A 23,620-nucleotide genomic window follows, 5' to 3' on the forward strand; every position below is an offset into this window, starting at 1 on the left:
TCACCCCCGGTCAGCTCTCCGTGCTCGGAGCGAACAGGTCGACGCCGTTGCCGTCCGGGTCGTGGATCACCGCGTACCGCTGCCCCCAGAACGCGTCCCACGGCTCCTTGTCCCCTTCGTATCCGAGAAGGACCAGTTGCCGGTACGCCTCGTCCACCTCGGCCGGGGTGTCGAACCGGAACGCCAGCGAGATCCCCTGCCCGTTCCCGGGCCGCCAGTCGGGGTGGAACGAGCGGATCGTCTCGACCGTGTCCCAGGCGAGGCGCAGACCGCCGGGCAGGACCGCCTCGACGTGCGGCTGCCCGTTGGCCTCCGGCGGCACCTCCAGGCCGAGCAGCCGGTAGAAGGCCAGCGAGCGGCCCATGTCCTCGACGACCATGCCGATGACGTCCAGTTGGGCTTTCATATCGAATGTCTCCGATCGTGGGTTCGCGGTGGGATGTAGATCGCGGGCCGCCCTCGGCCCGCCGAGACCCGCGTAACCGGCCGGAACACCGGACCGTGGATCCCCCTGGTACGGCTCAACCTAACCCCGCCTCCCCGCTGCGGTCTTGTAGGAAACGGACGCGGTCAGCAGGACGGCGAGTCCATGGGACGGCGGGTCCGCGGGAAGCTCGCATCAGACGGTTCGGCCGGGGTCATGCCAATGGGAGCGGTGTCCCCAAAGGCATTCACCGGCCCGCCGCTGAGCGTACGAGCGACCTCGGCGACAATACGGAGGTGATAGAGACACGGCGGCTCAGGACCCTGCGCGCGGTGGCCGACCACCGCACGGTCACCGCGGCCGCCGCCGCGCTGCACCTGACCCCCTCGGCGGTCTCCCAGCAGCTCGCCGCCCTGGAGCACGAGGTGGGCCACCGGCTGCTCGACCGCGACGGCCGGGGCGTACGGCTGACCGCCGTCGGCCGCATCCTCCTCGGCCACACCAACGAGATCCTCGCCCAGCTGGAGCGTGCCGAGGCCGACATCGCCGCCTACACCGCCGGTACGGCGGGCGAGGTGAAGGTGGCCTCCTTCGCCACCGCGATCGGGCTCCTGCTGGCCCCGGCGATCGGCGTCCTCCACGACAAGGAACCCGGCATCCGGGTGCGGGTCCTGGACGCCGAGGGCGACCAGAGCCTCACCATGGTCCTGGACGGCGCGGTGGACGCGGCCGTGGCCGTGGAGTATCGCGGAGCCCCCGCCGAGGACGACCGGCGCCTGTCGCGCATCCCGCTCTACTCCGAACCGTTCGACGTGGTGCTCCCCCGGGACCATGCCCTCTCAGAGCGCGAGGTGACGGTCGCGGACCTGGCCGGGGAGACCTGGATCGGCCCCTACCCGGGCAACCCCTGCCACGACGTGATCGCGCTGGCCTGCGAGCACGCGGGCTTCACCCCCGAGTTCGCGCACTCCTCGGACGACTTCAGCGCGGTGGTCGCGCTGGCCGCCGCCGGGGCCGGGGTGGCGATGGTGCCACGCCTGGCCCTGCGCGGCACCGACCTGTCCGGGGTGGTGATCCGCCGGGTCGCGGGCCCGGAACGCCGGGTCTTCACCGCCGTACGCCGGGGTGCGGAACGGCACCCCCTGCTCATCCCCCTGCTGGGCGCCCTACGGCACACCGCGACGGCCCTGGACCGGACCCCGTCACCTTGACGCGCTCCCCGGCCTGAGTCCGGGGATTCAGCCCGTGGGGGCGGCCGACGCGCACCCGGCGGCATCCCGGGGCCGCCTTCCGGCATTGAAACCCCGGGTCCTCGGGCTCAAGGAGATCGGACCGAGCGCCTTCGACGGCATCGGAGCCGGGCCCTTCCCAGCCGAGACCGACGGCGTCGCCGACAATGCCAGTAACGGCCACCGACCGTCGCCACCAGGGCGACCGCGGCGGCTATCCCTATGATCACCGCGTGAAGCACAAGATCCATACCTGCCACCTGCCCGAAAAGTCCCATTTGGCGACTTCTTCGACAAGCGAAGGGCCGCCGGACGCGTGAGCGGGCGTTTTGCCGAGAAAGCTTTACCCAACCGGCTCCGGCCACTGAAGCGGGAAGCCTCGACGATCTCCCCTACGGCGAGACATCCGTTTGGAGGCGTAGAGCTCCGAGAGACCCACACCGGTCGGCCACATCGGGTTCCGTCCGAGCCCGCTCTCCACGGGGAGGCCTGCCCAGCCCACCCGGAGAACGACACGACCCCGGCCCCGTCCTCGCTGGATTGGCATTCGGTATAACCGAAGATACATTCGGTCTATGCGAAGCGTTGCGGCGCCCATCGTTCCCATCTTCAAAACCCGAACGCAGGCGGAGATCCTGGCCGCCGTCTATCTGCGGCCTCGGCAGAACTGGACCCTTGCCTCTCTCGCCCGAGAGTTGGGCATGGCACCTTCCACCCTGCATGCCGAGGTACATCGCCTCATCGACGCACAGCTGATCACTACGGTCGAGATCGGACGCTCCCAGGTCCTGCATGCCAATCCCGACCATCCGCTGTTCCGACCCGTGACCGAGATCCTGAACTACATGTACGGCCCTCACACGATCATCAGCGAGGAGTTCGCCGGCGTCCCCGGCACCGAGCGCCTGCTCATCTTCGGCTCGTGGGCCGCCCGTCATGCCGGAAATCCAGGACCTGTTCCCCACGACATTGACATACTCGTCGTCGGTGAGGTCGATCGGACCGCCCTCTATGCCGCCGCCGACCGTGCTCAGGAACGCATCGGCATGCCGGTCAATCCCGTCCTCGCCTCCACCCACCGCTGGAACGCGGAGGCCGACGCCCTCATCAGACAGATCAAGTCAGCCCCCGTGATCGACCTGACCGCCGAAATCCACGCCTGATCGGAGAAACCCGCCCCATGACACGGTGGACACGTGGCGAGGCCGACGTCGAGCGGATGTTGACCTCCGGCGAACTCCAGCGCGTCCGAGGCGAGGCCGCCGACGGCAGTGGATGGCTGGAGAAGGCAACCACCACCCTCGCCAGCGCCGAAGGGCTCAGAACAACCGATCCTAACTCCGCCTACACACTCGCCTACGACGCGGCGCGCTTCGCCTGTGCCGGTCTACTGGCGCAACAAGGGTTACGAGCCACAACCTCCGGCGGCCACTATGCCGTCCAGCAAACCGTGATCCGGCAGTTCGGCCCCACGTTCGAGCCGTACGGCACCATGCGCCGCAGGCGCAACGAGCTCGAATATCCGGAGTTCCCCGACGAGGTAGTGGAAACAACGGAAGCAGATCGCGCGATAGCGGCCGCACGCGCACTGCTCGACGCCACCGGCAAGCTCCTCGACCACCTTGGCCTGTTCTGAAAGCGCCAAGACCCGAAGGCATCAGCAGTCAAATGAAGTCGGCAACGGTGACTTCCATGATCTGGGTGACTTCACATCTTCGTGACGCGGATCCGCTGGCTAGTATCGCGACGTGACGGATGACGCCCTTCATGATCACGCCATTGACGCCTTCATCGCGGCGACCAATGCCGATGATCCGGCGCGGCGGGCCACGCTGCTGAGCCGCGCCCTTACCGGCGACGTCGTCTTCTGGGGTCCGCTGGGCCGAGGGATCGGGCGCAAGGCGGTCGAGGACTTCATCACCGAGGTGGTGCGGGGGCACCCGTCGGGTCCCTGCCGGATGGTCCGTACGACCCGGGTGGACGCACCGGGAGAGTGGGCCCGTTTCGGGTGGCGCTACGAGGACGCCTCAGGCCGGAGCCTGCTGACCGGGATGGACGTGGTGCACGTCACCGTCGAGGGCGACATCGACGAGATAGTCATCTTCGCCGACTCTCAGGAGTGATTTCCGATTCACCCGAGTGCTGGACGCGCTCCGGCACACCGCGATGACGCCGCGCCGGCCCCGTCTCCGCAGGGTTGATATTCGGTATGACCGAAGATGTATTCGGCCTACGCGAAGCGTCGTGGCGCCCATCGCTCCCACGTGGCGGCGCCCGTGAGCCAGGTTCCGGCACTGGGATGAGCCCCCCGGCGGGGTGCTCCAACGGGGGAAGCGGAGCTGGAACGGCACATGCCGCAGGTCCTTCGTGGGGGACGACCCGCATGCCGCTCTACCCGCCTGGGGTGGTTCGGGGCTCCCAGCGGGTGCCGGGAGCGGCGCGTCACCTCGGCTGAGCGGGTCTGCCGATCCAGGAGTATGCGCAGGTCACCAGAGATCACCACTTTCCGCCAGCCTACGGGTTTCGGACGGGTTGCCGAGGCGCGACCGGTGACACATGAAGTTTCATGCGAACCATTGACGGCGGATGAACGCCGCACCTACATTGAACCATCGGATCGCTGAGTGATCCGATGGTTCACCGCAAGCGATGAACGCCTGCACCGTGACATGTCTCTCCCCACGACCCGGAGAGTGAACCGGCATGACGGCCATGAAGAGCCCCCCCATAGCATCCATCACCCCGGACCCCCCTCCAAAGCGGGAGGCCGCGATCACGGACACAGCCACAGCGGCCTTGAGATCCCGACTCACAAGCGGGGTGGTCGGCCTTGCCGTTGTGGCCTTCCTGGCCGCGCTCTGGGAGGGCTACAAGGCGCTGGGCCAGGCGACAGGCGATCGACTGCTCGGAATACCATTCCCAGTCGCGACCGACGATCTGTCCATGCCACACGTCGGCACGATCCTAGGCGCGCTGGTGGAACCCGCCCGGCGCGGGAACCCGACCAGCCTGGGCGTGTACCTGCTCGGGGAAGCCTCCGTGACGCTGCGTGAAGCCGCCTACGGCCTGGTGGCCGGATCGCTCCTCGGGCTGGCGCTCGCCATCGTCTTCCTCCACATCCCGCCGGTCTCGCGTGGCCTCATGCCGTGGCTGATCGCCTCGCAGACCATTCCGCTGGTCGCCATCGCCCCGATGATCGTCATCTGGGGCGGCAAGGCGGGACTGCCACCGTGGGTCGCGGTCACCGGCATCGCGGCGTACCTGGCGTTCTTTCCCGTGACGATCAACGCGTTGCGAGGACTCAAGTCACCGCCGAAGGTGCAGACGGAGTTCATGCGCAGCGTGGGCGCCGGGAGGCTCCAGTTCCTGTTCTGGCTCCGCCTGCCCGCGGCGCTGCCGTACGTCTTCGCGGGGCTACGACTCGCCGCCACGGCCAGTGTCGTCGGCGCCATCGTGGGCGAGTTGTCGGCCGGCACGGGACGAGGAATCGGCCGAGCCATCCTCACCTTCGCCTACTACTACTCGAACGGCCCCGAGAAGCTGTACGCCGCCGTCCTTGTCGCGGCCGTCGCGGGGATCGTGTTCGTCCAGTTCCTCAGCTGGATCGAGCGATTCGCCCTCCGCAACCGGCACACCCGATGACCGCCATCTCTCTTCCGATCCCTGGAGAGCCCACGATGCCTGAATCCGCAATCATCAGTGTCAGCGGCGTCACGAAGCAGTTCAACAGCGGGACAGACCGTTCTGTAACGGCGCTGACGGACATTGACCTGTCCATCGCCGAAGGCGAGTTCGTGTCACTGCTGGGTCCGAGCGGCTGCGGGAAGAGCACGCTCCTGCGGATCTTGGCGGACCTCACCCAACCCACCAGCGGTTCCGTGAGTTTGAACGGCAAAACACCCGACACCGCACGGCGAGACCGTGACTACGGGATGGTCTTCCAGCAGGCCGGCCTGTTCGACTGGCGAAACGTCCAGCGCAACGTGGAGTTGCCGCTTCAGGTCGCCGGCGTGGCCAAGCGGACTCGGCGGGCCAAGGCCACGTCCATGCTCGAACTCGTCCGCCTGTCCGAGTTCGCTCACCACTTCCCGTGGCAGCTTTCCGGCGGCATGCAGCAGCGAGTGGCGATCGCCCGGGCACTGTCCGCGGATCCGAAGATCCTTTTCATGGACGAACCACTTGGCGCACTTGACGAGATGAACCGGGAACGCCTTCAGGGGGAGCTCCTCCGGATCTGGTCCGACACGAGGACGACCGTCGTCTTCGTGACGCACAGCATCTCAGAGGCCGTGTTCCTGTCGTCGCGGATCATGGTGATGTCCCCTCGTCCTGGGCGGATCGCCGCCAGCATCGACGTCGATCTGCCGTACCCGCGTTCCGCCGCCACACGCACGACACCCGAGTACTTCAAAAAGATCACTGAGGTCAGGTCCGCTCTGCATGGCATGTCAGTCGCCCAGGACGCGCCATGAGCGTCCGTACGGGAAGCAGGCGTTCGATGCCGATCACCGCTGGGCGGGCCGGGGCGACCATCAGGCGAGGACTGCCGGTCCTGGTCACCGCGGTCGTCATCCTGGGCGCCTGGCAGCTTGTGGTGCGGCTGTTCCAGGTCCCGTCGTTCATCCTGCCCGCGCCGAGTGAAATCGCCTCAGCGCTGTCATCGCAGCTCCCGACGATCCTCTCGGCCTCGAATATCACCGTTAAGGCGGTCCTACTCGGCCTCGTTCTCGGGTCCGTCGCCGGCGTCCTCGTCGCGCTGGTGGTCAGCCGCTTTCACAAGGTGTCGGGCCCGGTTCTGGCGATGGCCGTGATCGTCAACTGCGCTCCCATCGTCGCGCTGGCGCCGATCTTCAACAACTGGTTCGGCGTGACCAATATCGCCTCCAAGGCCGGCGTCGCATCGGTCATGGTGTTCTTTCCCGTCCTGGTCAACACGGCCAGGGGTCTGCTCCAGGTCTCACCGCTGCACCTGGAGCTCATGGAGTCGCTGGCGGCACAACCGCGGCAGATCTCCCTGATGTTGCGACTCCCCAACGCGTTGCCCTATCTCTTCAACGCGCTCAAGCTCGGGTCCACCCTGGCCGTCATCGGCGTCATCGTGACCGAGTACTTCGGGGGGCCAAGCAATGCGCTCGGGGTGTACATCGCCTATCAGGCGGCCTTGCCGCGCTTCGCCGAAGCATGGGCAGGGATCTTCGTAGCCAGCCTGCTCGGGCTCGCGATGTTCGGACTGATGTCGCTGCTCGAACGTCTTTTGATGCCCTGGCACGAGTCGATTCACAGCGACGAGGCGTGATCTCCCGTCGTTCCCCCCACGATTTACCTTCTTGAAGGAGTCACAATGCCCCGCTCCCTTCGGCGCCTCGCGCGCCCACGAGTCAATCGCCGCGTCGTCGGCGCCTTGGTGGTCGCCGCCACGCTCTCCCTGTCCGCCTGTGGCATGTCGGAGGAGGCCCCGGTGTCCGGATCCGGCGCGGAGAACACCGCGTCGTGCCAGACGCGAACCCCGGTCAGGCTCGTCCTCCAGTGGGTGGCGCAGTCGCAGTTCGCCGGCTACTACGCCGCCAAGGACAAGGGCTACTACGCCGACGAGTGTCTCGATGTGACCATCCAGGAGGGTGGCGTCAACATCGTGCCGCAGCAGGTGTTGTCGGCGGGCAACGCGGAGTTCGCGGTCAGCCACGTCACCAAGACGATGGTCACCCGGGAGCAGGGAGCCGACCTCGTCAACATCGGCCAGGTGTTCCAGCGCGGTGCTTACCTGCAGGTCGCCTGGGCGGACTCGGGCATCAAGCAGCTCGCGGACCTCAAGGGCAAGAAGGTGGGCAGCTGGGGGTTCGGCAACGAGCTGGTGTTGTTCGCGGCGATGAGGGGCTCCGGCGTCGACCCGGACAAGGACGTCACCGTCGTGCAGCAGCCGTTCGACATGTCGCTGCTGCTGAAGCGGGAGGTCGACGCGGCCCAGGCCAAGATCTACAACGAGTACGCCCAGCTTCTGGAGACCATCAACCCCAAGACCGGTGCGCTGTACAAGCCGGAGGACTTCTCGGCCATCAGCCTTCAGGACGCGGGATACACGAGCCTTGAGGACGGTATCTACGCGCGTGGCGACTGGCTGGCCCAGGATGCCAACAAGGACATCGCCGTGAAGTTCCTCAAGGCGACGTACAAGGGCTGGGGCTTCTGCCGGGACGACCTGGCCGGCTGTGTCGAGGTCGTCCTCAACAACGGCAGCGCGCTCGGCAAGGGCCACCAGACGTGGATGCTGAACGAGGTCAACAAGCTCGTGTGGCCTTCACCTGCCGGTATCGGGACCATCGACCAGAAGGCATGGGACCAGACCATCAAGATCGCAGTCGACGCCAAGGTGCTCAAGGCCGACCCCGGTGAGGGCGCCTTCCGCGGGGACCTCACCGAGAAGGCGGACCAGGAACTGAAGGCGGAGGGATTCGACGTCACCGGCGATGGCTACAAGCCGGAGACCGTAGAGCTAACCGCCGGAGGCAAGTAGCAGACGATATCCGTGCGTTACGCGGCATAAGTCCGCGTAAGGCACGGACAACAGCCAGCGAGCCTGCCACGATGATGGCCGCAACCGTCGATCACATCACCTCAACGGAGGAGACAATGGCACCAAGTGAAGCGGGACTTGTCCGCCGGACTATCTGGCTGCTTCGTGCCGTGGCCGCCCACCCGGAGGGCGTCGGGCTCAGCGAGGTCGCCAGGGAGGCCGGCATCCCCAAGGCGACGTGCTACCGCGTGCTCACCGTCCTCGAACGGGAGAGCTGGCTGACACTTGATCCGGACACTCGGCGTTATCGGGTCTCACTCGGCCTTCTCTCGATCGTCGGGGGACTGCTGGACAGCGACGGCGCCTACGGTCACATGCGCGGCGTCCTGCGGCAGCTCGCCGAGGAGACCAAGGAGACCTCCGGGTTCGACGTGCTCCTGGCGCCCAACGTCATGGTCGTCGCACAGGTTTCGGGGCCCTCGCTGATCGGGCAGACGCTCAAGCCCGTCCCGCGGACCCAGCCTGTGTGGGCGACCTCGACCGGCAAGGTTCTGCTCGCCGCCCTCGATCCGGAGGCGGTGCGGACGGATTTCGCAGCCGAGTTCTCGGAGAAGGCGCCCGAGGAGCTGGGAGGTCTGGACGCGTTCATCGAGTCGCTGGGCTCGGTGCGCCGCAACGGCTACGCCCTCGCCTACGACGAGCTCGAAGTCGGCGCGGCATCCGTGGCCGCGCCAGTACGGGTCCGGGACTCGACGCCCTACGCGGTGTGGATCGGCGGCCCCACCTATCGCATCACGCGTGACCGTATCGATTCGGTGGCGGAGTCAGTGATCAAGGCCGCTCGAGGGCTGAGTGAACTGCTGAGCGTCACAGACATCATCCTGCCGAGTGCCCTGACCGGGCGCTAGGCCACCAGCTGATCGGCGCCAAGGGGCGCGACAAAGGAGTTCGCCCATGACATCTCTTACCGACACGATCGCCGCGGCCGAAAGCATTGCCGACAGTGTGCCGAAAGGCGTGTTCGTCGGCGGCGAGTGGCGTGGGTCCGACTCCGGCGCCGTGCTTGCCGTCGACGACCCCGGCACCGGCCGGACGATCGCCGAGGTCGCCGACGCCGGGGTCGAGGACGGTCTGGCGGCTCTCTCGGCCGCTGCCGACGCGCAGGCGTCCTGGGCCGCCACGCCACCTCGTGAACGAGGGGAGATCCTGCGACGGGCGTTCGAGCAGATCCTCGTCCGCGGGGACGATCTCGCGCGGCTCATGACGCTGGAGATGGGTAAGCCGCTGGCCGAATCGCAAGCCGAGGTCGCGTACGCGGCCGAGTTCTTCCGGTGGTTCTCGGAGGAGGCCGTCCGCATCGACGGCGGCTACCTGGTCGCCCCCGGCGGCGGGTCGCGCGTGGTCGTGACCCGGCAGCCGGTCGGCCCCAGCCTGCTGGTGACCCCGTGGAACTTTCCCATGGCGATGGGCACTCGCAAGATCGGGCCCGCGCTCGCGGCCGGTTGCACGGTGGTGGTCAAGCCGGCACGACAGACACCGCTGTCGATGCTCGCGCTGGTGGGGATCCTCCAGGATGCCGGCCTGCCGTCCGGGGTGGTCAACGTCTTCACCACATCGAGGTCGGGAGAGGTGACGTCGGCGCTGCTGCGCGATTCGCGACTGCGCAAGCTTTCGTTCACCGGTTCAACGGAGGTCGGCCGCACTCTGCTCGCGCAGTGCTCGGACAAGGTGCTGCGCACGTCAATGGAGCTCGGTGGGAACGCGCCGTTCATCGTCTTCGACGACGCCGACCTCGATCTGGCGGTCGAGGGCGCGGTTCAGGCCAAGATGCGCAACATCGGTGAGGCATGCACGGCCGCGAACAGGTTCTACGTCCAGAGGGGAGTCGCCCGGGACTTCAGCGAGGCGCTCGCCAAACGGCTGGGCTCGTTGACCGTGGGCCATGGTCTCGACCCGTCGACGCAGGTGGGCCCCCTGATCGACCGGGGCGCCCTCGCCGGCGTGGCCGGGCTGGTCGACGAGGCACGAGCCGCCGGAGCCGAAGTGCTGACCGGCGGTGAGGCGCTGGCCGGCGACGGCAACTTCTACCGGCCGACCGTCCTCGCCGGGGTGCCCCACGGCGTCCGGACCGTTCGCGAGGAGATCTTCGGCCCGGTCGCGCCGATCATCACCTTCGACGAGGAGGACGACGCGGTCGCCATGGCCAACGACACGGAGTACGGCCTCGCGGCGTACGTCTTCACGGAACGCCTCGACCGGGGGCTGCGCGTCTGCGAGCGCCTTGAGAGCGGCATGGTCGGCCTCAACCAGGGCGTGATCTCCAACCCGGCGGCTCCCTTCGGCGGGGTCAAGCAATCCGGTCTGGGGCGTGAGGGCGGCCGGGTCGGGATAGACGAGTACCTCGAGGTCAAGTACATGTCCATCAGGGCGCCGTGGTGACCGAGTTCATCCTCGCGGGCGTGCAGTTGCGCCCGCGCTTCGGTGACGTCGCCGGCAACATCGAGCGATCGTCGGAGTGGATCACCAAAGCAGCCGAGGCCGGTGCGCGGCTCGTCGTCCTTCCCGAGGCGTCCTCCGCCGGGTACGTCTTCGCGGACCGTGCCGAGGCCCTTCGGTACGCCGAGGACGTACCCGGCGGACCGGCCTGCTCAGCCTGGGCCGCACTCGCCCGGAGGCACCATCTCTGGATCGTCGCCGGTGTCACCGAACGGGAAGGCGGCCGGCCGTACAACTCGGCCGTGCTGATAGGCCCGGACGGGCACGTCGGGACGTTCCGCAAGGCCCATCTCTGGAACGACGAGAAGGTCGTCTACGGCCGCAACGAGGCGGGGTTTCCGGTTTTCGACACGCCGCTGGGACGGATCGGGGTGGGGATCTGCTACGACGCGTGGTTCCCCGAGACCTTCCGCAGCGCGGCTCTCCAAGGCGCCGACCTGATCGTTCTTCCCTCGAACTGGGTCCCCGTGCCGGGCCAGCCGGCCGATGTGCCGGCCATGGCCACCCTCATGTGCATGACCGGTGCGCACAGCAACCAGTCCTATGTCGCGGGCGTGAGCCGGGTGGGTGTCGAGCGTGGCCAGGAGTTCGTCGGGAGATCGGTGATCGTCGGCCCTGACGGCTGGATCCTCGCGGGTCCCGCGAGCAACGACGGCGAAGAGATGTTGCTCGCCGAGATCGACCTCATCGGGTCGCGAGAAGCCCGGCACGGCAACCCGTTCAACCAGCCGCTGGCGGACCGCCGCCCTGATCTCTACGTGACCCGCGACGCGCGGTGTGCCCAGGACGGTCGACGGGACTGATCCCGCCACCGCGGGATTGCTTTCCATCCTCGAAGTCCCTTGACACAATCCCCGCCCGTCAGCAAAATTTGAACCAATGGTTCACCAGATGAACCATCCGAGGAGGCAAAGTGAGCATCCAGGTCCGCAAGATCATCAAGCATCTCGAAGAGACCATGCTTGAGAACGGGCGCCCGGTCGAACGCCCGCATCGGGTCGCATTCGTCGGTGCGGTGATCGCCAACCCATACCCGAGCGAGTACGTCGAGGACCTGGTGACGCTCGCTGACGAGCTGGGCGAGGAGATCGGGCAACTTGTCGGCCCGGCCTGCGTGGACCTGCTCGGTGACGAGGTGGAGGCGTTCGGCAAGGCGGCGCTCGTCGGCATCGACGGTGAGGTCGAGCACGGCTCGGCCCTGATCCACAACCTCCGGTTCGGCAACGTCTTCCGCAAGGCGGCCGGCGGCACCGAACTTCTGCCCGCCGCCGAGAAGGTCGGTCTCCCAGGCAGCCCCATCGACATCCCGCTCAAGCACAAGCTCGACTCGAAGACCCGATCGCACCATCAGACGGTGACCTTCCAGGTGTCCGACGTCCCTCGCCCCCGCGAGATCCTCGTGATCTGCGCGGCCGCCAACGCCGGTCGTCCCCTGGCCCGCCTGGCCGTGTTCGGCGCCGAGACGAAGACCCAGTGACACCTACGGGATGAGAGAAGGCGATCCGATGACCGTCATCGACGCGCAGACGTGGACCGGCCGGCGTGTGAAGGAGGCCGACAAGGAGTACGTCATTCACTCCTGGTCGGTCCAGGGCGCGCTCGACCCCATTCCGGTTGCCGGAGGCTCGGGCTCCTGGTTCTGGGACTACGAAGGCCGCAAGTACCTCGACTTCCAATCGCAACTGGTCAATCTCAACCTCGGACACCAGCACCCGAGGCTGGTCGAGGCCATTCGCAGCCAGGCTGAACAGCTGTGCTACATCGGCCCCGGTTTCGCCGAGCGGTCCCGGGCGGAGCTGGCCGAGATGCTGGCCGGGCTGACGCCCGGTGACCTGAAGATGAGCTTCTTCACCACCGGTGGTGCGGCAGCCAACGAGAACGCCGTGCGCCTCGCCCGGCACGTGACCGGCCGCCAGAAGATCGTGGCTCGCTACCGCTCCTATCACGGGGCGACCGCGGGGGCCATCGCGCTGACCGGGGACCCGCGTCGCTGGGCGGCGGAGCCGGGCATGACCGGCGTGGTGCGGATGCTCGATCCGTACACGTACCGCTGTCCCGCGGGCCACCCCGACCCGTGCCCTGTCTGCTCGGGGGGACCGCACCTGGAGGAGATCCTCCAGTACGAGAACCCCAACACCGTGGCCGCCGTGATCGTCGAGCCGGTGACCGGAACGAACGGACTTCTGTACCCGCCTGACGGATACCTCCGCTCCCTTCGGGAGGTCTGCGACCGGTACGGCATCCTGCTCATCTTCGACGAGGTCATGTCGGGATTCGGCCGGACGGGCGAATGGTTCGCCTGCGACCACTGGGCCGTCGCCCCGGACATCCTCACCACCGCGAAGGGGCTCAACTCCGGTTACATCCCGCTGGGTGCGATGACCGTGTCAGAGAAGATCTCCGACTGGTTGCGTGACAACATGTTCTGGGGCGGTCTCACCTACGCGGGACACCCGCTCGCCTGTGCCTCCGGTGTCGCCTCTCTGCGCATCATGCAGGACGAGGGTGTCGTCGAGAACGCCCGGCTCATGGGCCGGCGGCTTGGCGAAGGGCTGGCGTCCCTGGCGGACAGGCATCCGAGCATCGGTGACATTCGTGGCCGTGGCCTCTTCTACGGAGTCGAGCTCGTCAAGGACCGGGCGACGCGCGAACCGCTCGTGCCGTTCAACGCCAAGGGCCCCGCGGCCGCACCGGTGAGTCGCATGCTCAAGGCGGCGATGGAGCGTGGCCTGTACCTCACGGCGAACTTCAACGTGCTGCGCCTGACCCCGCCCCTGATCATCCGCGAGTCGGAGATCGACCTGGCTCTCGACGTGCTGGACGAGGTGCTCACGCTGGCCGACGAGCACTACACCGGCTGATCAGACTGACCACCTAGCTGGTGTGACCGGCCGTTCAAGAAGGAGAACGATGGGATCGACGCTCATCAAAGGCGGTACCGTCGTCAACGCCGACGCCGCCGTCCGGGCCGATGTTCTGGTGCGCGACGGTCTCGTTGTCGCGCTCGGGTTCGGCGACGGCTGGTCGGCCGACGAGGTCATCGACGCGACCGGGAAACTCATCCTCCCCGGCGGGATCGATGTGCACACGCATCTGGAATACCCGATCGACGGCTTCACGACCCGAACGGCGGACGACTTCCACAGCGGCACGATCGCGGCCGCACACGGCGGGACGACGACGGTCATCGATTTCGTGAAGAAGGAGCCCGACAAGTCCCTCCTCGACTCATATATGCGTCGCCGGGACGTGGCCGCTGAGAAGGCCGTCGTCGACTTCGGGTTGCACGCCATAGTGCCGCCACGTGACCAGCAGGAGAACGTGCTGGACGACTTGCGCCGCCTGGCAGGAGAGGGCGCGTCGAGCTGGAAGTTCTTCATGGCCTACCCCGGCACGCAGATGGTCGACGACGGCCAACTGCTCGAAGGCTTCGAACTCGCGGTCGAGTACGGCGTGCTGCCGATGGTGCATGCCGAGAACGGCCACATGGTGGCCCGAGAGACCCGCCTGCTGATCGAGAGCGGACGTACCGCGGAGAATTACCACGCCACGGCGCACGGCCACGACTCCGAAGCCGAAGCGGTGCATCGGGCGATCGTCCTGGCGGACTCCGTCGGCAGTCCCCTCTACGTGGTGCATGTCTCCAGCGCGACGGCCGCGGCGGAGATCGGCCAGGCGAGGGGGCGGGGCTCACTGGTGTGGGGGGAGACGTGCCCGCAGTATCTCGCGGTCGCGTACGAGGACTACGCCGAGCTTGGCGAGAAAGCCGCCGCTTACCTCTGCTCGCCGCCGATCCGGGAGCGCGGCAACCAGGAGGGCCTGTGGCAGGCGCTCACCGTGGGGGCGCTGTCGACGGTGGCCACCGACCACGCGGGTTTCTGCCTGGAGCAACCCGACGATCTCCCCCCGCAGAAACTGCGAAGCCCCGGGTACTTCCCGAAGGTTCCCAACGGGGTTCCGGGAGTCGAGGACCGGCTCATGGTTCTCTGGGAGACAGGAGTCAAGACGGGCCGGATTGACATGTGCAGGTTCGTCGACCTTGTGGCGACGCGTCCGGCCAAGTTGTTCGGACTCTTCCCACACAAGGGTCTGGTAGCCGTGGGTGCGGACGCCGACCTCCTCGTGTGGGATCCCGCGGCGGACCACGTCATCACCACGGCGGGTTCGCACATGCGCACGGACTACAACCTCTATGACGGCATGCGGGTGACCGGACGACCGGTCCACGTGTTCTCCCGCGGCCATCACCTCGTCAACGACGGAGCCTTCGACGGGAAGCCCGGTCGCGGATCCTTCCTTACCCGGGGCAAGCCCCACCTCTTCTGACCCCCGACTGATCGGAGTTCTCCGGCTATGAAACTTCCCCTCGGCATCCACGTTGGCGAGAGGCTGAGCCTTGAGCAGACCTACTGGCAGGCAGAGTTCGCGGATCGGAACGGATTCGAGTCGGTCTGGGTGGCCGAGGGTCGCTTGGCCAGGGACGGAATCGTGCCCGCGGCCATCATCGCGAGCAAGACCTCCAACCTGAAGATCGGCACGGGCGTCGTCAACAACAAGAGCCGCAACGCGGCACTGATGGCGGTGACCTTCAAGACCCTGGACGAGGTGGCTCCGGGTCGCGCGATCCTCGGCATCGGCGCCTGGTGGGAGCCGCTCGCCACGAAGGTCGGTCAGCCGCTCGTGAAGCCGATCGCCTCGATGCGCGAGTACATCACCGTCTGCCAAGCGTTCTTCCGCAATGAACTCGTCTCCTTCGAAGGGGAGTTCGTGCAGATGCGCGACGTGCGATTCGACAGCATGTACCGCGAGAACAAGCCGGTCGACATCCCGATCTACATAGGGGCGGTCGGGCCGAAGATGCTTGAGCTCGCCGGAGAGATCAGCGATGGCGTCCACATGGACTTCCTCCTGCCGCCGTCCTATCTGACCGGCGCCAAAGAGGCGATCGGCCGGGGCGTTGCCAAGCGCACCGACGGTCGCACTGGGATCGACCTGACCCAGATCGTGGCATGCAGCGTCAACGACGACGACCCGCAGGAGGCCATCGACGCGTGCAAGGCGTTCCTGACCCTCTACCTCATGCAGCAGCCGCACATCGCCGAGCACTGTGGCGTGGATCGCGAACTGGTCGACCGGCTGCAGGAGGTGGCGGGATGGCCCGCGACTCCCGAGGACATCAAGCGTGCGATGCCTCTCGTTCCGAACTCGCTGGTGCAGAACGTCACCGCGTGTGGGTCCACATCACAGGCCTTCGACAAGCTCATGGCCTACCACGAGGCCGGTGTCAGATGCCCGATCATCTCCACGCTCGGTGACAAGGAGCAGACGCTCACCCGCCTTGCCCTGGCCGGGAAGGACTGAACGATGGATCACCACTTTCCCCGAACGACCATCGCCATCGTGCGTCCGCGGTCTGGCGTCGCGCTGACCGGAATGCCGCAGCCTACTCCCGAAAAGGTGATCGCATGAAGCTCGCCGCAGTTCAGCTCCGTGCCACGGACGACCGGACCGAAACCATCGGCAGGGCCGGCGATCTCGTGGATGCCGCCGCCGGCCAGGGCGCCGGCATCGTTCTTCTTCCTGAGCTGTTCGCTGTCCCGTTCGTGCAGCCCGACCCGGATCCGGATTACTTCGAGCTGGCGGAGCGTCTCGACGGCCCGTCGAACACGATGGCGGCTGACCGATCCCGTCGGCACGGGATCACGGTGGTCTCTTCGGTATTCGAAGCCGGTGACGTGCCCGGCGTGTATTTCAACACCGCCTGCACGTACGTCGCGGGCGAGCTGAAGTCGGTCTATCGAAAGTCCCACCTGCCGTTCTCCAATGGATTCCCGGAGAAGTTCTATTTCCGGCCGGGGGGCACCGAGCCTGAAGTCGTGCACACGGGTGAGACCGGGGTTGGCACGATCATCTGTTACGAGAGGCACTTCCCGGAGTTGAGCAGGATCGTCGCTCTTCGGGGCGGTTCGGTGCTATGCGTGCCGGTCGCGTCCGCGAGCGCGCCCATGCGTGAGGTCTTCCAGCTCGAACTGAAGGCACACGCCGTGTTCAACGGGCTCTTCGTGATCTGTGCTAACCGGGTGGGCAGGGAAGGCGTCAAGGACTACTTCGGGATGAGCGCCGTCTACGGCCCCAACGGCGACGTCCTCGCTCAGGCGAATGACAACACCGACGACGTCGCGGTTGCCGAAGTCGACCTCAACCTGATCGCGACCTCGCGCCGGCGCCGCCCGTTCCTCCGTGACCGGCGCCCGGAACTGTACGACCGGTTGACGGCGATGTGACAGCGACGACGGGCTCGATCCGACTCAGGCAAGTACAGACCCGAGCGCAGTGGTGCCCATCGCTCCCACGTGGCGGCGCCCGTGAGCCAGGTTCCGGCATTGGGATGAGGCCCCCGGCGGGGTGCTCCAACGGGGGAAGCGGAGCTGGAACGGCACATGACGCAGGTTCTTCATGGGGGACGACCCGCGTGCCGCTACCCGCCGGGGGTGGTTCGGAGCTCCCAACGGGTGCCGGGAGCGGCGCGTCACCTCGGCTGAACGAAGGCCGGCGTTCCGGGGAGGAGATCATCCGGAGGCGGCGGGGCTGACGTCTCGGTGAGACCCTCGTCAGCGGACGGCTCTGCGGGAAGCTCGCACCAGACGGTCCGGCCGGGGTTTCGGCCGTGGGAGCGGTAACCCCAGTTTCCGCCGGAGAGCATGCCGACGATGGCCAGTCCTCGGCCGTTCTCTATCAGGAGGCATGCCGGGTCCGCCCGAGCGTGCGGTTCCTCGGTGCTCAGGCCCGTGTCCGCGACCTCGACGCGCAGCAGCCCGCCGTACGCCAGCAGCCGCAGGACCAGCGGATCGTTGTCGGCGGCCCCGCTGTTGGCGGCTCTGACATTGGAAGCTCTGACATTGGAAGCCCCGGCACCGGAGATCTCGGCCTGCCCGGCGATCCCGTGCCGGGCATGCTGGACCGCGTTGGTCACCAACTCGGACACGGCCAGTCGCGCGTTCTCATAGGCCGGATGACTCTCCCCCAGCCATTTACGGACCTCCTCCCGCGCCCGCGAAGCGGCTTCGACATTACTGGACAGAAGTATTTCGCTAAACGTCTCCGGTTCCATGGAATTGCCCCTTCCGACCGAATTAAGCCGACCTGCTTTCACCGGAGCCATTGACTGACATCCCGTGACAGCTATAGCTCGACAGGCACACGGTCCCAAACACCGAGGCACAGCGGAAGCCGAACCGCGATTACCAGGGGTTCACAGTTCGCGAAGTAAGTTCACAACACTGTGAACCCATGAAAATTTCGTATCCATTCCCTCGGCAATGAAAATGAAGGAGAATCCCAAAGAGACAGCGAGAGGAGACCAAAATGCGCATCATCCCGGAGCCGGATCCAGAGCCGGAGGCAGATCCAGGGCCGGAGACAGGGCCGGAGACAGAGCCGGAGACAGAGTCAGAGCCGGAGTTCGATACGGATTCACATGAATCCACGCGCGTTCAATTCGGCAGAGAGCTACGGAAATACCGGATTTTGTCCGGATTTACCCAGAGACGGCTCTGCATCGCGGTCCCCCTCGCCGTGAGCCATCTGAGCATGCTGGAGAACGGTCACCGGGCGCCCACCAGGAAACTGGCCCACCAGTTGGACGAGGCACTCGACCTGGGCACAACGCTCGTCGACCTGCTGGACCGCCTGGACCGCATGGCCACACAGGTCCCCCGCTGGTTCCGCTCCTGGCTGGAGTTCGAGCCCGGAGCAGAGGCGCTTCACATGTGGGAACTATCGATGATTCCCGGGCTCATGCAGGTGGAGGGATACGCGCGAGCCCTGATCGGCAACGAACCAGACATCACGCCAGAACAGACGGACAAACGTGTAGCGGCTCGTCTGGAGCGACAGGAAATCCTTAGGCGGCCCAAGCCTCCTAAGATCTGGGCGGTCTTGGACGAAAGTATCCTGCACAGACCCGTAGGCAGTCCGGAAGTGATGAAGTGCCAGCTTCAGCATCTCCTGGAACTCGGGGAAAGTTCTCATACCTCACTTCACCTGCTTCCTTACACGGCTTACAGCACCGTGGGCCTACTTGGAAGCTTCGTCATCGCGGACATGCCCGAAGGGCAGCCTTCCGTTGCCTACATCGATTCCCAGAGCATGGGAGATCGAGTAACCGAGCGGGCCGCAGAGGTGAAAGAGCTAGCATTCAGGCACAACGAGATCCGAGCCGACGCCCTGTCCCGGCGCGAATCACTCAAAATGATCAAGGAGGCGATCCCGAGATGGACGACCTGATCCAGGAACTCCACAGCGCCCACTGGCGTAAATCCACTCTCTCAGGTGGAGACGGAAGCAACTGCGTCGAAATCGCCAACCTCTCCACCAACCACCGAGCCATCCGCGACAGCAAAAACCCCACCGCCCCCGCCCTCATCCTCACCCCCTACCAGTGGACCACCTTCATCACTACCATCAAGAACGGCGACTGCGACTGATTTCACATGCACCTTCACCAAGAAACCCCCCGGTCACATCCTCGGGGGGTTTCTCTGTGTAGCGGAAGAACTCAGTCACTATGACCGATTGGATCGTCGGCGCCCGTCACAGTCAGCTCCAGTTCTCGGGCGGACCGTCCTGTAGGTCTTCGACGCTCACTCCCGGCAGGTCGTTGAGCAACCGCCCCCATACCTGCTTTCCTGCGAGCGTCAGCACAGTGCGGTCAGTCCGGTTGCCCCAGTAGGCGGCCTCTGCCACGTCGATCGGCACCGTATCGACCCCAAGGTCCGCCCAGGTGCCGGAGATCCCTCGCTGGGCATCCCCGTCAAGATCGATTTTAACAGGGTCGTATCCAACGCCGAGTTTCACGACAACCTCATCGAGGGCCGGTCGGGGATTACGCGCCAGGAGTTCCGCGTCCAGATATTCTCGCTGGTCCACGGTGAGGTGTGCTCGTGCGGTGATCACCGATATGGCAGGCAGGAGAAGGCCGTCAGGGACACGACGTTTGATCCCATGGACCACGCCGACTGCCTGGTCGTGCCCTTGGGCGTAAGCGGTGATGAGCGAGGTGTCGAGGATGAACTTGGCACTCACGCCGTGGCCCGGCCGGCGTACTTGGCGATCAGTTCCTCGGCTCGACGCTCACCGGCGGCGAACCCCTCGGGGTTGGAGGTACGGATCGCCTCGATGCGACGCGCCTCTCGCTCCTTGGCAGCCCGGTAATCCCGCTGCATCTGCCGGTGAACAGCCTGAGCGATGTACTCGGCAGGCGTGATGTCCTGACCGGTCTCGGCAATCCACTGCCTGGCCTCGGCGAGCAGATCAGCGGGAAGTTCGTTGCTCATGTCCCGAGCGTAGTGCAGGCGCCTTGCACAGGCAGGGAATCAATTGAGAGCTTCACAGTACAGAACATCGGCAACACCCTTCGTATTCGGAGAAGCCGATCGACACGATCAAGAAGGCGATCCAGCGATGGACGACCTGACCCGGGAACTCCAAGGAACTGCAGCGCCCCCGCGAAGGCACAGCTCGCCTCCAGGCTCCACGCGTAGAGCCGGAGCACGACCTCCAGATCCCCGCCTGAAGCGGCGAGATAAGGCGCCAGGCGCGCCGGGGAAACCAGGTCCGCGATCCGCTTGGTCTCATCACGATTAATCGTGTACCTCCCGCTGTGACCGGGAGTGAGTTACGCTGGCTCACGTACGCCCCGGGTATCGCCACTGCTCTGCATGCGACCCGGGGCAAGCTTTTTTCCAGCGAGGGCTCGCGTACCACCCCGCTCCCGGTCTCGCGGGTAGTTCTCGACCGCTGACGAGGGTGTCAGTGGCCTCGGTCCAGTTGTCGAACACGATCCACTTCACCGGCCCGCTGTAGGGCGAGGTTGTCAGCGAGCCGGTATACCGAGCTCATCATCGCGCAGGGCCGGCGGCCGGTCCGGCGCGGTGATGTCACTCCACCGGCACGTTCCCGGCCGCGATGCCGCGCCGGCTGAGTTCAGAGCCGGGCAAACCAGTCAAGCGGGAACGGCGGCCGGGCCAGGGGCGCCACCGCGATCCGCATGAGAGCGAGCGGGTTGTCGTCACCCGCGATGCGGTTGGTGTCGAGTACTCCGCAGCCCGCGCAGTGGTGGACGAGGGCCCACTCGCCCTGGTGGCGGACGTGGACGGCTATCGGGGCCATCGACGACCCGCAGTCCGCCGCCCTGTCACCTGGAGTGTTGTCCAGGTGCCTGCTCCACAGGCAGGTCGGGCAGTGGTTACGGTGCGCCGTACCAGGTGCGTCAGCGGGGACATCGAGGCCGCAGTGGACGCAGCGGAAGGAACGGATGCGAGCGCGGTCACGATCGCGGTCACGGCAGCGGTCACGGCAGCGGTCACGGTCGCGGGATGAGTTGCGGGACAAGGAGACTTCCTCAGGGATGATGATGGGCACAGGTCACCGGCGCCCTCGTCACGCCACATCGTGGGCGTGCGACGGCTGCTTCGGTGCCCGCAGGCATCAAAATCCCCCTTCAACAACTTGTCTCGATGATGCGAGTGAATCGGAAGATGGGGGAGATATCAACAGGTTTTCCACCTACCTCGAATCGCCCCGAAGCCGCGTTCTGCCCCGAAACCACGCTCGCTAGGAGTGCCTCCCTCCCGTTCCGGCCGCGGCCGTCCTGGCCCCGTTGACTCGGAACAGGCGGGGCCGCCTCCAGGGCGGGCACTCCTCGGACGGACAGTTCGGCCGCCTCGGATGTCCCGAACCTAGCGTGAGCTTCCCCCCGTAGCACGGCCACCTCACCTGAGTTGACCCTGTGTCGGCTGGGAAGGAAGTGCTTCGTGCCTGCACCTCACCCGATCGAGTTCCGTCAGCGTGCCGTCGAGCTTGCCCGTAAGGGTGATAAACCGGTCTCTGTCCTTGCTAAAGACCTGGGTATCAGCGATTCCTGTCTGCGGAGTTGGATGCGCCAGGCCGACACCGATGACAACGGCGGCGCGAAGCTGACCAGCGCGGAGAAGAAGGAACTCTCCGATCTGCGGCGTCGAACCCGGCAGCTTGAGCTGGAGAATGAGATCCTCAAGCGGGCTGCTGCGTATTTCGCCCGGGAGAACGTGCTCCCAAAATAGGGTACGCGCTGGTCCGTGAACTCGCCGATGATGACTTTCCTGTCGCGGTGGCCTGCCGGGTGTTGAACATTTCCAGATCGGGTTACAAAGACTGGGTTGGCCGGCCGCAGTCTCCACGCGACCAAAGAAACACCGAACTATTGAAGCTGATCCGTGACATCCATAAGACGTCACGTTACAGCTACGGCTCACCGCGGGTCCACGCGGAGCTGACGCTCGGCCTGGACCTGGAGATCAACCGCAAGCACGTCGAACGGCTCATGCGCGAGGCCGGCATCCAGGGCATCTACCGGCGCAAGGGCCGCCGCAACCTCGTCAACGCCGCCACCGAGGAGGATCTGGTCCGCCGGGCCTTCACCGTGGAAGCGCCGGACCGGCTGTGGGTCAGCGACATCACCGAGCACCCCACTGACGAAGGGAAACTGTATTGCGCCGCTGTCATGGACGCCTATTCTCGTCGCATCATCGGCCATTCTATCGACATAAGCCAGACTAGCGCTCTGGTCGTCGACGCGATGGTCATGGCCGTCGCCCGCCGTAACCCGCCCAGCAAGAAGACGGTCCTGCATTCTGACCACGGAACACAGTACACATCGTTCTCGTATGGGAAACGGCTCCGCGATGCTGAACTCCTCGGCTCGATGGGAACCGTCGGAGATTGCTACGACAATGCCATGATGGAATCGTTCTGGGGAACGATGCAGCTCGAACTGCTCGACGTTAATAAATGGTCAACAAGAGCCGAGTTGGCCAGCGCGATGTTTGAATGGATCGAGTGCTGGTATAACCCGTATAGGCGTCATTCCAGCATCGACATGAACAGTCCAATCGCGTTCGAAGAGCTCTACAAGCCCTCAGACGCAACCTCGTGATCCCACACCATCGGTGGCTGTCGTACGGGGGGAACCTCAGCGCGGACGGGGAATGGGGCGGGGCCGCCTCAACGCAGGCATCAGCCGAACCCCTCACAGCGGTGGCATGGTCAGGCCACGGCGAGGCCGACATAATCGCGAGGTGGACGAATCCTTCACCATCGGCGGCCTGACCCTGCGGACCGATGCGCGCCCCGCCGACTGGGCGGTGGAAGCGGCGCGAAACTTCAACGACAACGTCGTGGGATGCCTGGTCCCACCGGTCTTCGCGGCCTACGCGCGGGTGTTCCATCCGGCGCGCCGGGAGAACGGCGAGCAGGCCAAGGAGGTGTCGTGGGCGGAGGTGGCCGAGGCCAACGGGCGCCTGGCACATCCGGCGATGCAGTGGCCCTCCATCACCGGCTCATGGCGGTTCGTCTCCTCCGATGACCAGCCGGGACTCTGGGACAATCCTCCACAGGAGGGATCTCTCCCGGTACGGCAGGCGGCACGACTGGCCCGGATCCTCACCGCGTACACCGCTACCCCCGAGCAGTGCTGGTTCGCCGTCTGGGAGGGCTTCGGTGGCCTCGGCCTTCCCGTGGAGGATGAGGAGATCCCGAGGGTGGAGATGCCCGCCCGGCCGATGCTGCTGCTGTCGGGACCGCTGTCCGCCGCGACCACCTCGTTCAGCGCGACATCGTGGCTCGACCAGCGGGCCGGCCTGTGGTGGCCGCAGGACCGCACGTGGTGTGTCGCCACCGACGTCGATCTGATGACCACCTATGTCGGCGGCACCGACGAGTGCGTCGCAACACTGGTCGCCGACGAGGAACTGGAGGCCATGAAGGTCGGCGCCGACCACCGGCTCGCCTGGGACGGCGACTCCCTCAACCCGCCTCCTGCCGACCAGAGACAGTAGGAGGCACCGCGCCGGCATTCATCCCCGCACGCTCCGAGTTCACCAGGGGGAAAGCAGCGGACATGCCTGCCAGGTCGTGAAGTAG

26 protein-coding genes are annotated in these 23,620 nt (G+C 66.1%); 21 read left to right on the forward strand and 5 right to left on the reverse strand.

Features of this window, described 5'->3' with window-relative positions:
- Positions 1-10: 10 nt before the first annotated feature.
- A complete protein-coding gene (locus tag OG884_RS12960) occupies positions 11-406 on the reverse strand; it encodes a VOC family protein (RefSeq protein WP_326645372.1) in 396 nt (131 codons plus the stop codon).
- A 314-nt stretch (positions 407-720) separates the two neighbouring features.
- Here OG884_RS12960 and OG884_RS12965 point away from each other — a divergent pair, with 314 nt between their 5' ends.
- From OG884_RS12965 to OG884_RS13040, 16 genes are all read left to right on the forward strand, one after another.
- On the forward strand, positions 721-1,635 hold the full coding sequence (locus OG884_RS12965; protein ID WP_326645374.1) for a LysR family transcriptional regulator: 915 nt from the start codon (positions 721-723) through the stop codon (positions 1,633-1,635).
- A gap of 593 nt (positions 1,636-2,228) precedes the next feature.
- Positions 2,229-2,816 carry a hypothetical protein gene (locus tag OG884_RS12970; protein ID WP_326645376.1) on the forward strand — a complete coding sequence of 196 codons (588 nt, stop codon included), beginning with the start codon at positions 2,229-2,231 and terminating at the stop codon, positions 2,814-2,816.
- 17 nt (positions 2,817-2,833) lie between these two features.
- Positions 2,834-3,289, forward strand: a complete 456-nt coding sequence (locus OG884_RS12975) for a hypothetical protein (RefSeq protein WP_326645378.1) — start codon at positions 2,834-2,836, stop codon at positions 3,287-3,289.
- A gap of 112 nt (positions 3,290-3,401) precedes the next feature.
- Positions 3,402-3,776: a nuclear transport factor 2 family protein gene (locus OG884_RS12980; RefSeq protein ID WP_326645380.1), complete on the forward strand. Its 375-nt coding sequence runs from the start codon at positions 3,402-3,404 to the stop codon at positions 3,774-3,776.
- 673 nt (positions 3,777-4,449) lie between these two features.
- On the forward strand, positions 4,450-5,295 hold the full coding sequence (locus OG884_RS12985; protein WP_326645382.1) for an ABC transporter permease: 846 nt from the start codon (positions 4,450-4,452) through the stop codon (positions 5,293-5,295).
- Positions 5,296-5,330: 35 nt separating this feature from the next.
- On the forward strand, positions 5,331-6,125 hold the full coding sequence (locus OG884_RS12990; protein WP_326645385.1) for an ABC transporter ATP-binding protein: 795 nt from the start codon (positions 5,331-5,333) through the stop codon (positions 6,123-6,125).
- Complete coding sequence (locus OG884_RS12995) at positions 6,122-6,949, forward strand: ABC transporter permease (RefSeq protein ID WP_326645386.1); 828 nt, start codon at positions 6,122-6,124, stop codon at positions 6,947-6,949. The genes OG884_RS12990 and OG884_RS12995 overlap by 4 nt, the downstream gene beginning before the upstream one ends.
- 45 nt (positions 6,950-6,994) lie before the next feature.
- Positions 6,995-8,164 (forward strand): ABC transporter substrate-binding protein, encoded by a 1,170-nt coding sequence (locus OG884_RS13000; protein WP_326645388.1) that lies wholly within the window; start codon positions 6,995-6,997, stop codon positions 8,162-8,164.
- 116 nt (positions 8,165-8,280) lie between these two features.
- Entirely contained in the window at positions 8,281-9,072 is a 792-nt protein-coding gene (locus OG884_RS13005; protein ID WP_326645390.1) for an IclR family transcriptional regulator, read from the forward strand.
- A 46-nt stretch (positions 9,073-9,118) separates the two neighbouring features.
- A complete protein-coding gene (locus OG884_RS13010) occupies positions 9,119-10,603 on the forward strand; it encodes an NAD-dependent succinate-semialdehyde dehydrogenase (protein ID WP_326645392.1) in 1,485 nt (494 codons plus the stop codon).
- Complete coding sequence (locus OG884_RS13015) at positions 10,600-11,463, forward strand: nitrilase family protein (protein ID WP_326645393.1); 864 nt, start codon at positions 10,600-10,602, stop codon at positions 11,461-11,463. Before OG884_RS13010 ends, OG884_RS13015 begins: the two co-directional genes overlap by 4 nt.
- Before the next feature lie 110 nt (positions 11,464-11,573).
- Positions 11,574-12,137 (forward strand): amino acid synthesis family protein, encoded by a 564-nt coding sequence (locus OG884_RS13020; protein ID WP_326645395.1) that lies wholly within the window; start codon positions 11,574-11,576, stop codon positions 12,135-12,137.
- Between the two features lie 28 nt (positions 12,138-12,165).
- Entirely contained in the window at positions 12,166-13,521 is a 1,356-nt protein-coding gene (locus OG884_RS13025) for an aminotransferase class III-fold pyridoxal phosphate-dependent enzyme (RefSeq protein ID WP_326645397.1), read from the forward strand.
- Between the two features lie 49 nt (positions 13,522-13,570).
- Complete coding sequence (gene hydA / locus OG884_RS13030) at positions 13,571-14,986, forward strand: dihydropyrimidinase (protein WP_326645399.1); 1,416 nt, start codon at positions 13,571-13,573, stop codon at positions 14,984-14,986.
- Positions 14,987-15,013: 27 nt separating this feature from the next.
- Complete coding sequence (locus OG884_RS13035) at positions 15,014-16,021, forward strand: LLM class flavin-dependent oxidoreductase (protein WP_326645401.1); 1,008 nt, start codon at positions 15,014-15,016, stop codon at positions 16,019-16,021.
- Positions 16,022-16,125: 104 nt separating this feature from the next.
- Positions 16,126-16,944: a carbon-nitrogen hydrolase family protein gene (locus OG884_RS13040; protein ID WP_326645403.1), complete on the forward strand. Its 819-nt coding sequence runs from the start codon at positions 16,126-16,128 to the stop codon at positions 16,942-16,944.
- A gap of 245 nt (positions 16,945-17,189) precedes the next feature.
- Here the strand turns inward: OG884_RS13040 and OG884_RS13045 are convergent, their stop codons facing one another.
- Positions 17,190-17,771 carry an ATP-binding protein gene (locus OG884_RS13045; RefSeq protein ID WP_326645405.1) on the reverse strand — a complete coding sequence of 194 codons (582 nt, stop codon included), beginning with the start codon at positions 17,769-17,771 and terminating at the stop codon, positions 17,190-17,192.
- Positions 17,772-18,025: 254 nt separating this feature from the next.
- Here OG884_RS13045 and OG884_RS13050 point away from each other — a divergent pair, with 254 nt between their 5' ends.
- Both OG884_RS13050 and OG884_RS13055 read left to right on the forward strand, forming a co-directional pair.
- A complete protein-coding gene (locus tag OG884_RS13050) occupies positions 18,026-18,946 on the forward strand; it encodes a helix-turn-helix domain-containing protein (RefSeq protein WP_326645408.1) in 921 nt (306 codons plus the stop codon).
- Positions 18,934-19,146, forward strand: coding sequence for a DUF397 domain-containing protein (locus OG884_RS13055; protein WP_326645410.1), 213 nt, complete (start codon positions 18,934-18,936; stop codon positions 19,144-19,146). The genes OG884_RS13050 and OG884_RS13055 overlap by 13 nt, the downstream gene beginning before the upstream one ends.
- Before the next feature lie 112 nt (positions 19,147-19,258).
- On the opposite strand, the gene OG884_RS13060 is transcribed toward OG884_RS13055, so the two are convergent.
- The 3 genes from OG884_RS13060 to OG884_RS13070 form a co-directional block, all read right to left on the reverse strand.
- Positions 19,259-19,744 (reverse strand): hypothetical protein, encoded by a 486-nt coding sequence (locus OG884_RS13060; RefSeq protein WP_326645412.1) that lies wholly within the window; start codon positions 19,742-19,744, stop codon positions 19,259-19,261.
- Positions 19,741-19,995 (reverse strand): hypothetical protein, encoded by a 255-nt coding sequence (locus tag OG884_RS13065; RefSeq protein ID WP_326645414.1) that lies wholly within the window; start codon positions 19,993-19,995, stop codon positions 19,741-19,743. Before OG884_RS13065 ends, OG884_RS13060 begins: the two co-directional genes overlap by 4 nt.
- 649 nt (positions 19,996-20,644) lie before the next feature.
- On the reverse strand, positions 20,645-21,052 hold the full coding sequence (locus OG884_RS13070) for an RNHCP domain-containing protein (RefSeq protein WP_326645416.1): 408 nt from the start codon (positions 21,050-21,052) through the stop codon (positions 20,645-20,647).
- 422 nt (positions 21,053-21,474) lie between these two features.
- Here OG884_RS13070 and OG884_RS13075 point away from each other — a divergent pair, with 422 nt between their 5' ends.
- The 3 genes from OG884_RS13075 to OG884_RS13085 all read left to right on the forward strand — a co-directional run bounded on the left by OG884_RS13075 (position 21,475) and on the right by OG884_RS13085 (position 23,535).
- Positions 21,475-21,762, forward strand: a complete 288-nt coding sequence (locus tag OG884_RS13075) for a transposase (protein WP_326637890.1) — start codon at positions 21,475-21,477, stop codon at positions 21,760-21,762.
- Between the two features lie 47 nt (positions 21,763-21,809).
- Positions 21,810-22,634, forward strand: a complete 825-nt coding sequence (locus OG884_RS13080; RefSeq protein ID WP_326641797.1) for an IS3 family transposase — start codon at positions 21,810-21,812, stop codon at positions 22,632-22,634.
- Positions 22,635-22,776: 142 nt separating this feature from the next.
- Positions 22,777-23,535: a hypothetical protein gene (locus OG884_RS13085; protein WP_326645418.1), complete on the forward strand. Its 759-nt coding sequence runs from the start codon at positions 22,777-22,779 to the stop codon at positions 23,533-23,535.
- The last annotated feature ends 85 nt before the right edge of the window (positions 23,536-23,620 follow it).

This window comes from Streptosporangium sp. NBC_01755, assembly GCF_035917995.1.
In the GTDB taxonomy this organism is placed as follows: Bacteria; Actinomycetota; Actinomycetes; order Streptosporangiales; family Streptosporangiaceae; genus Streptosporangium.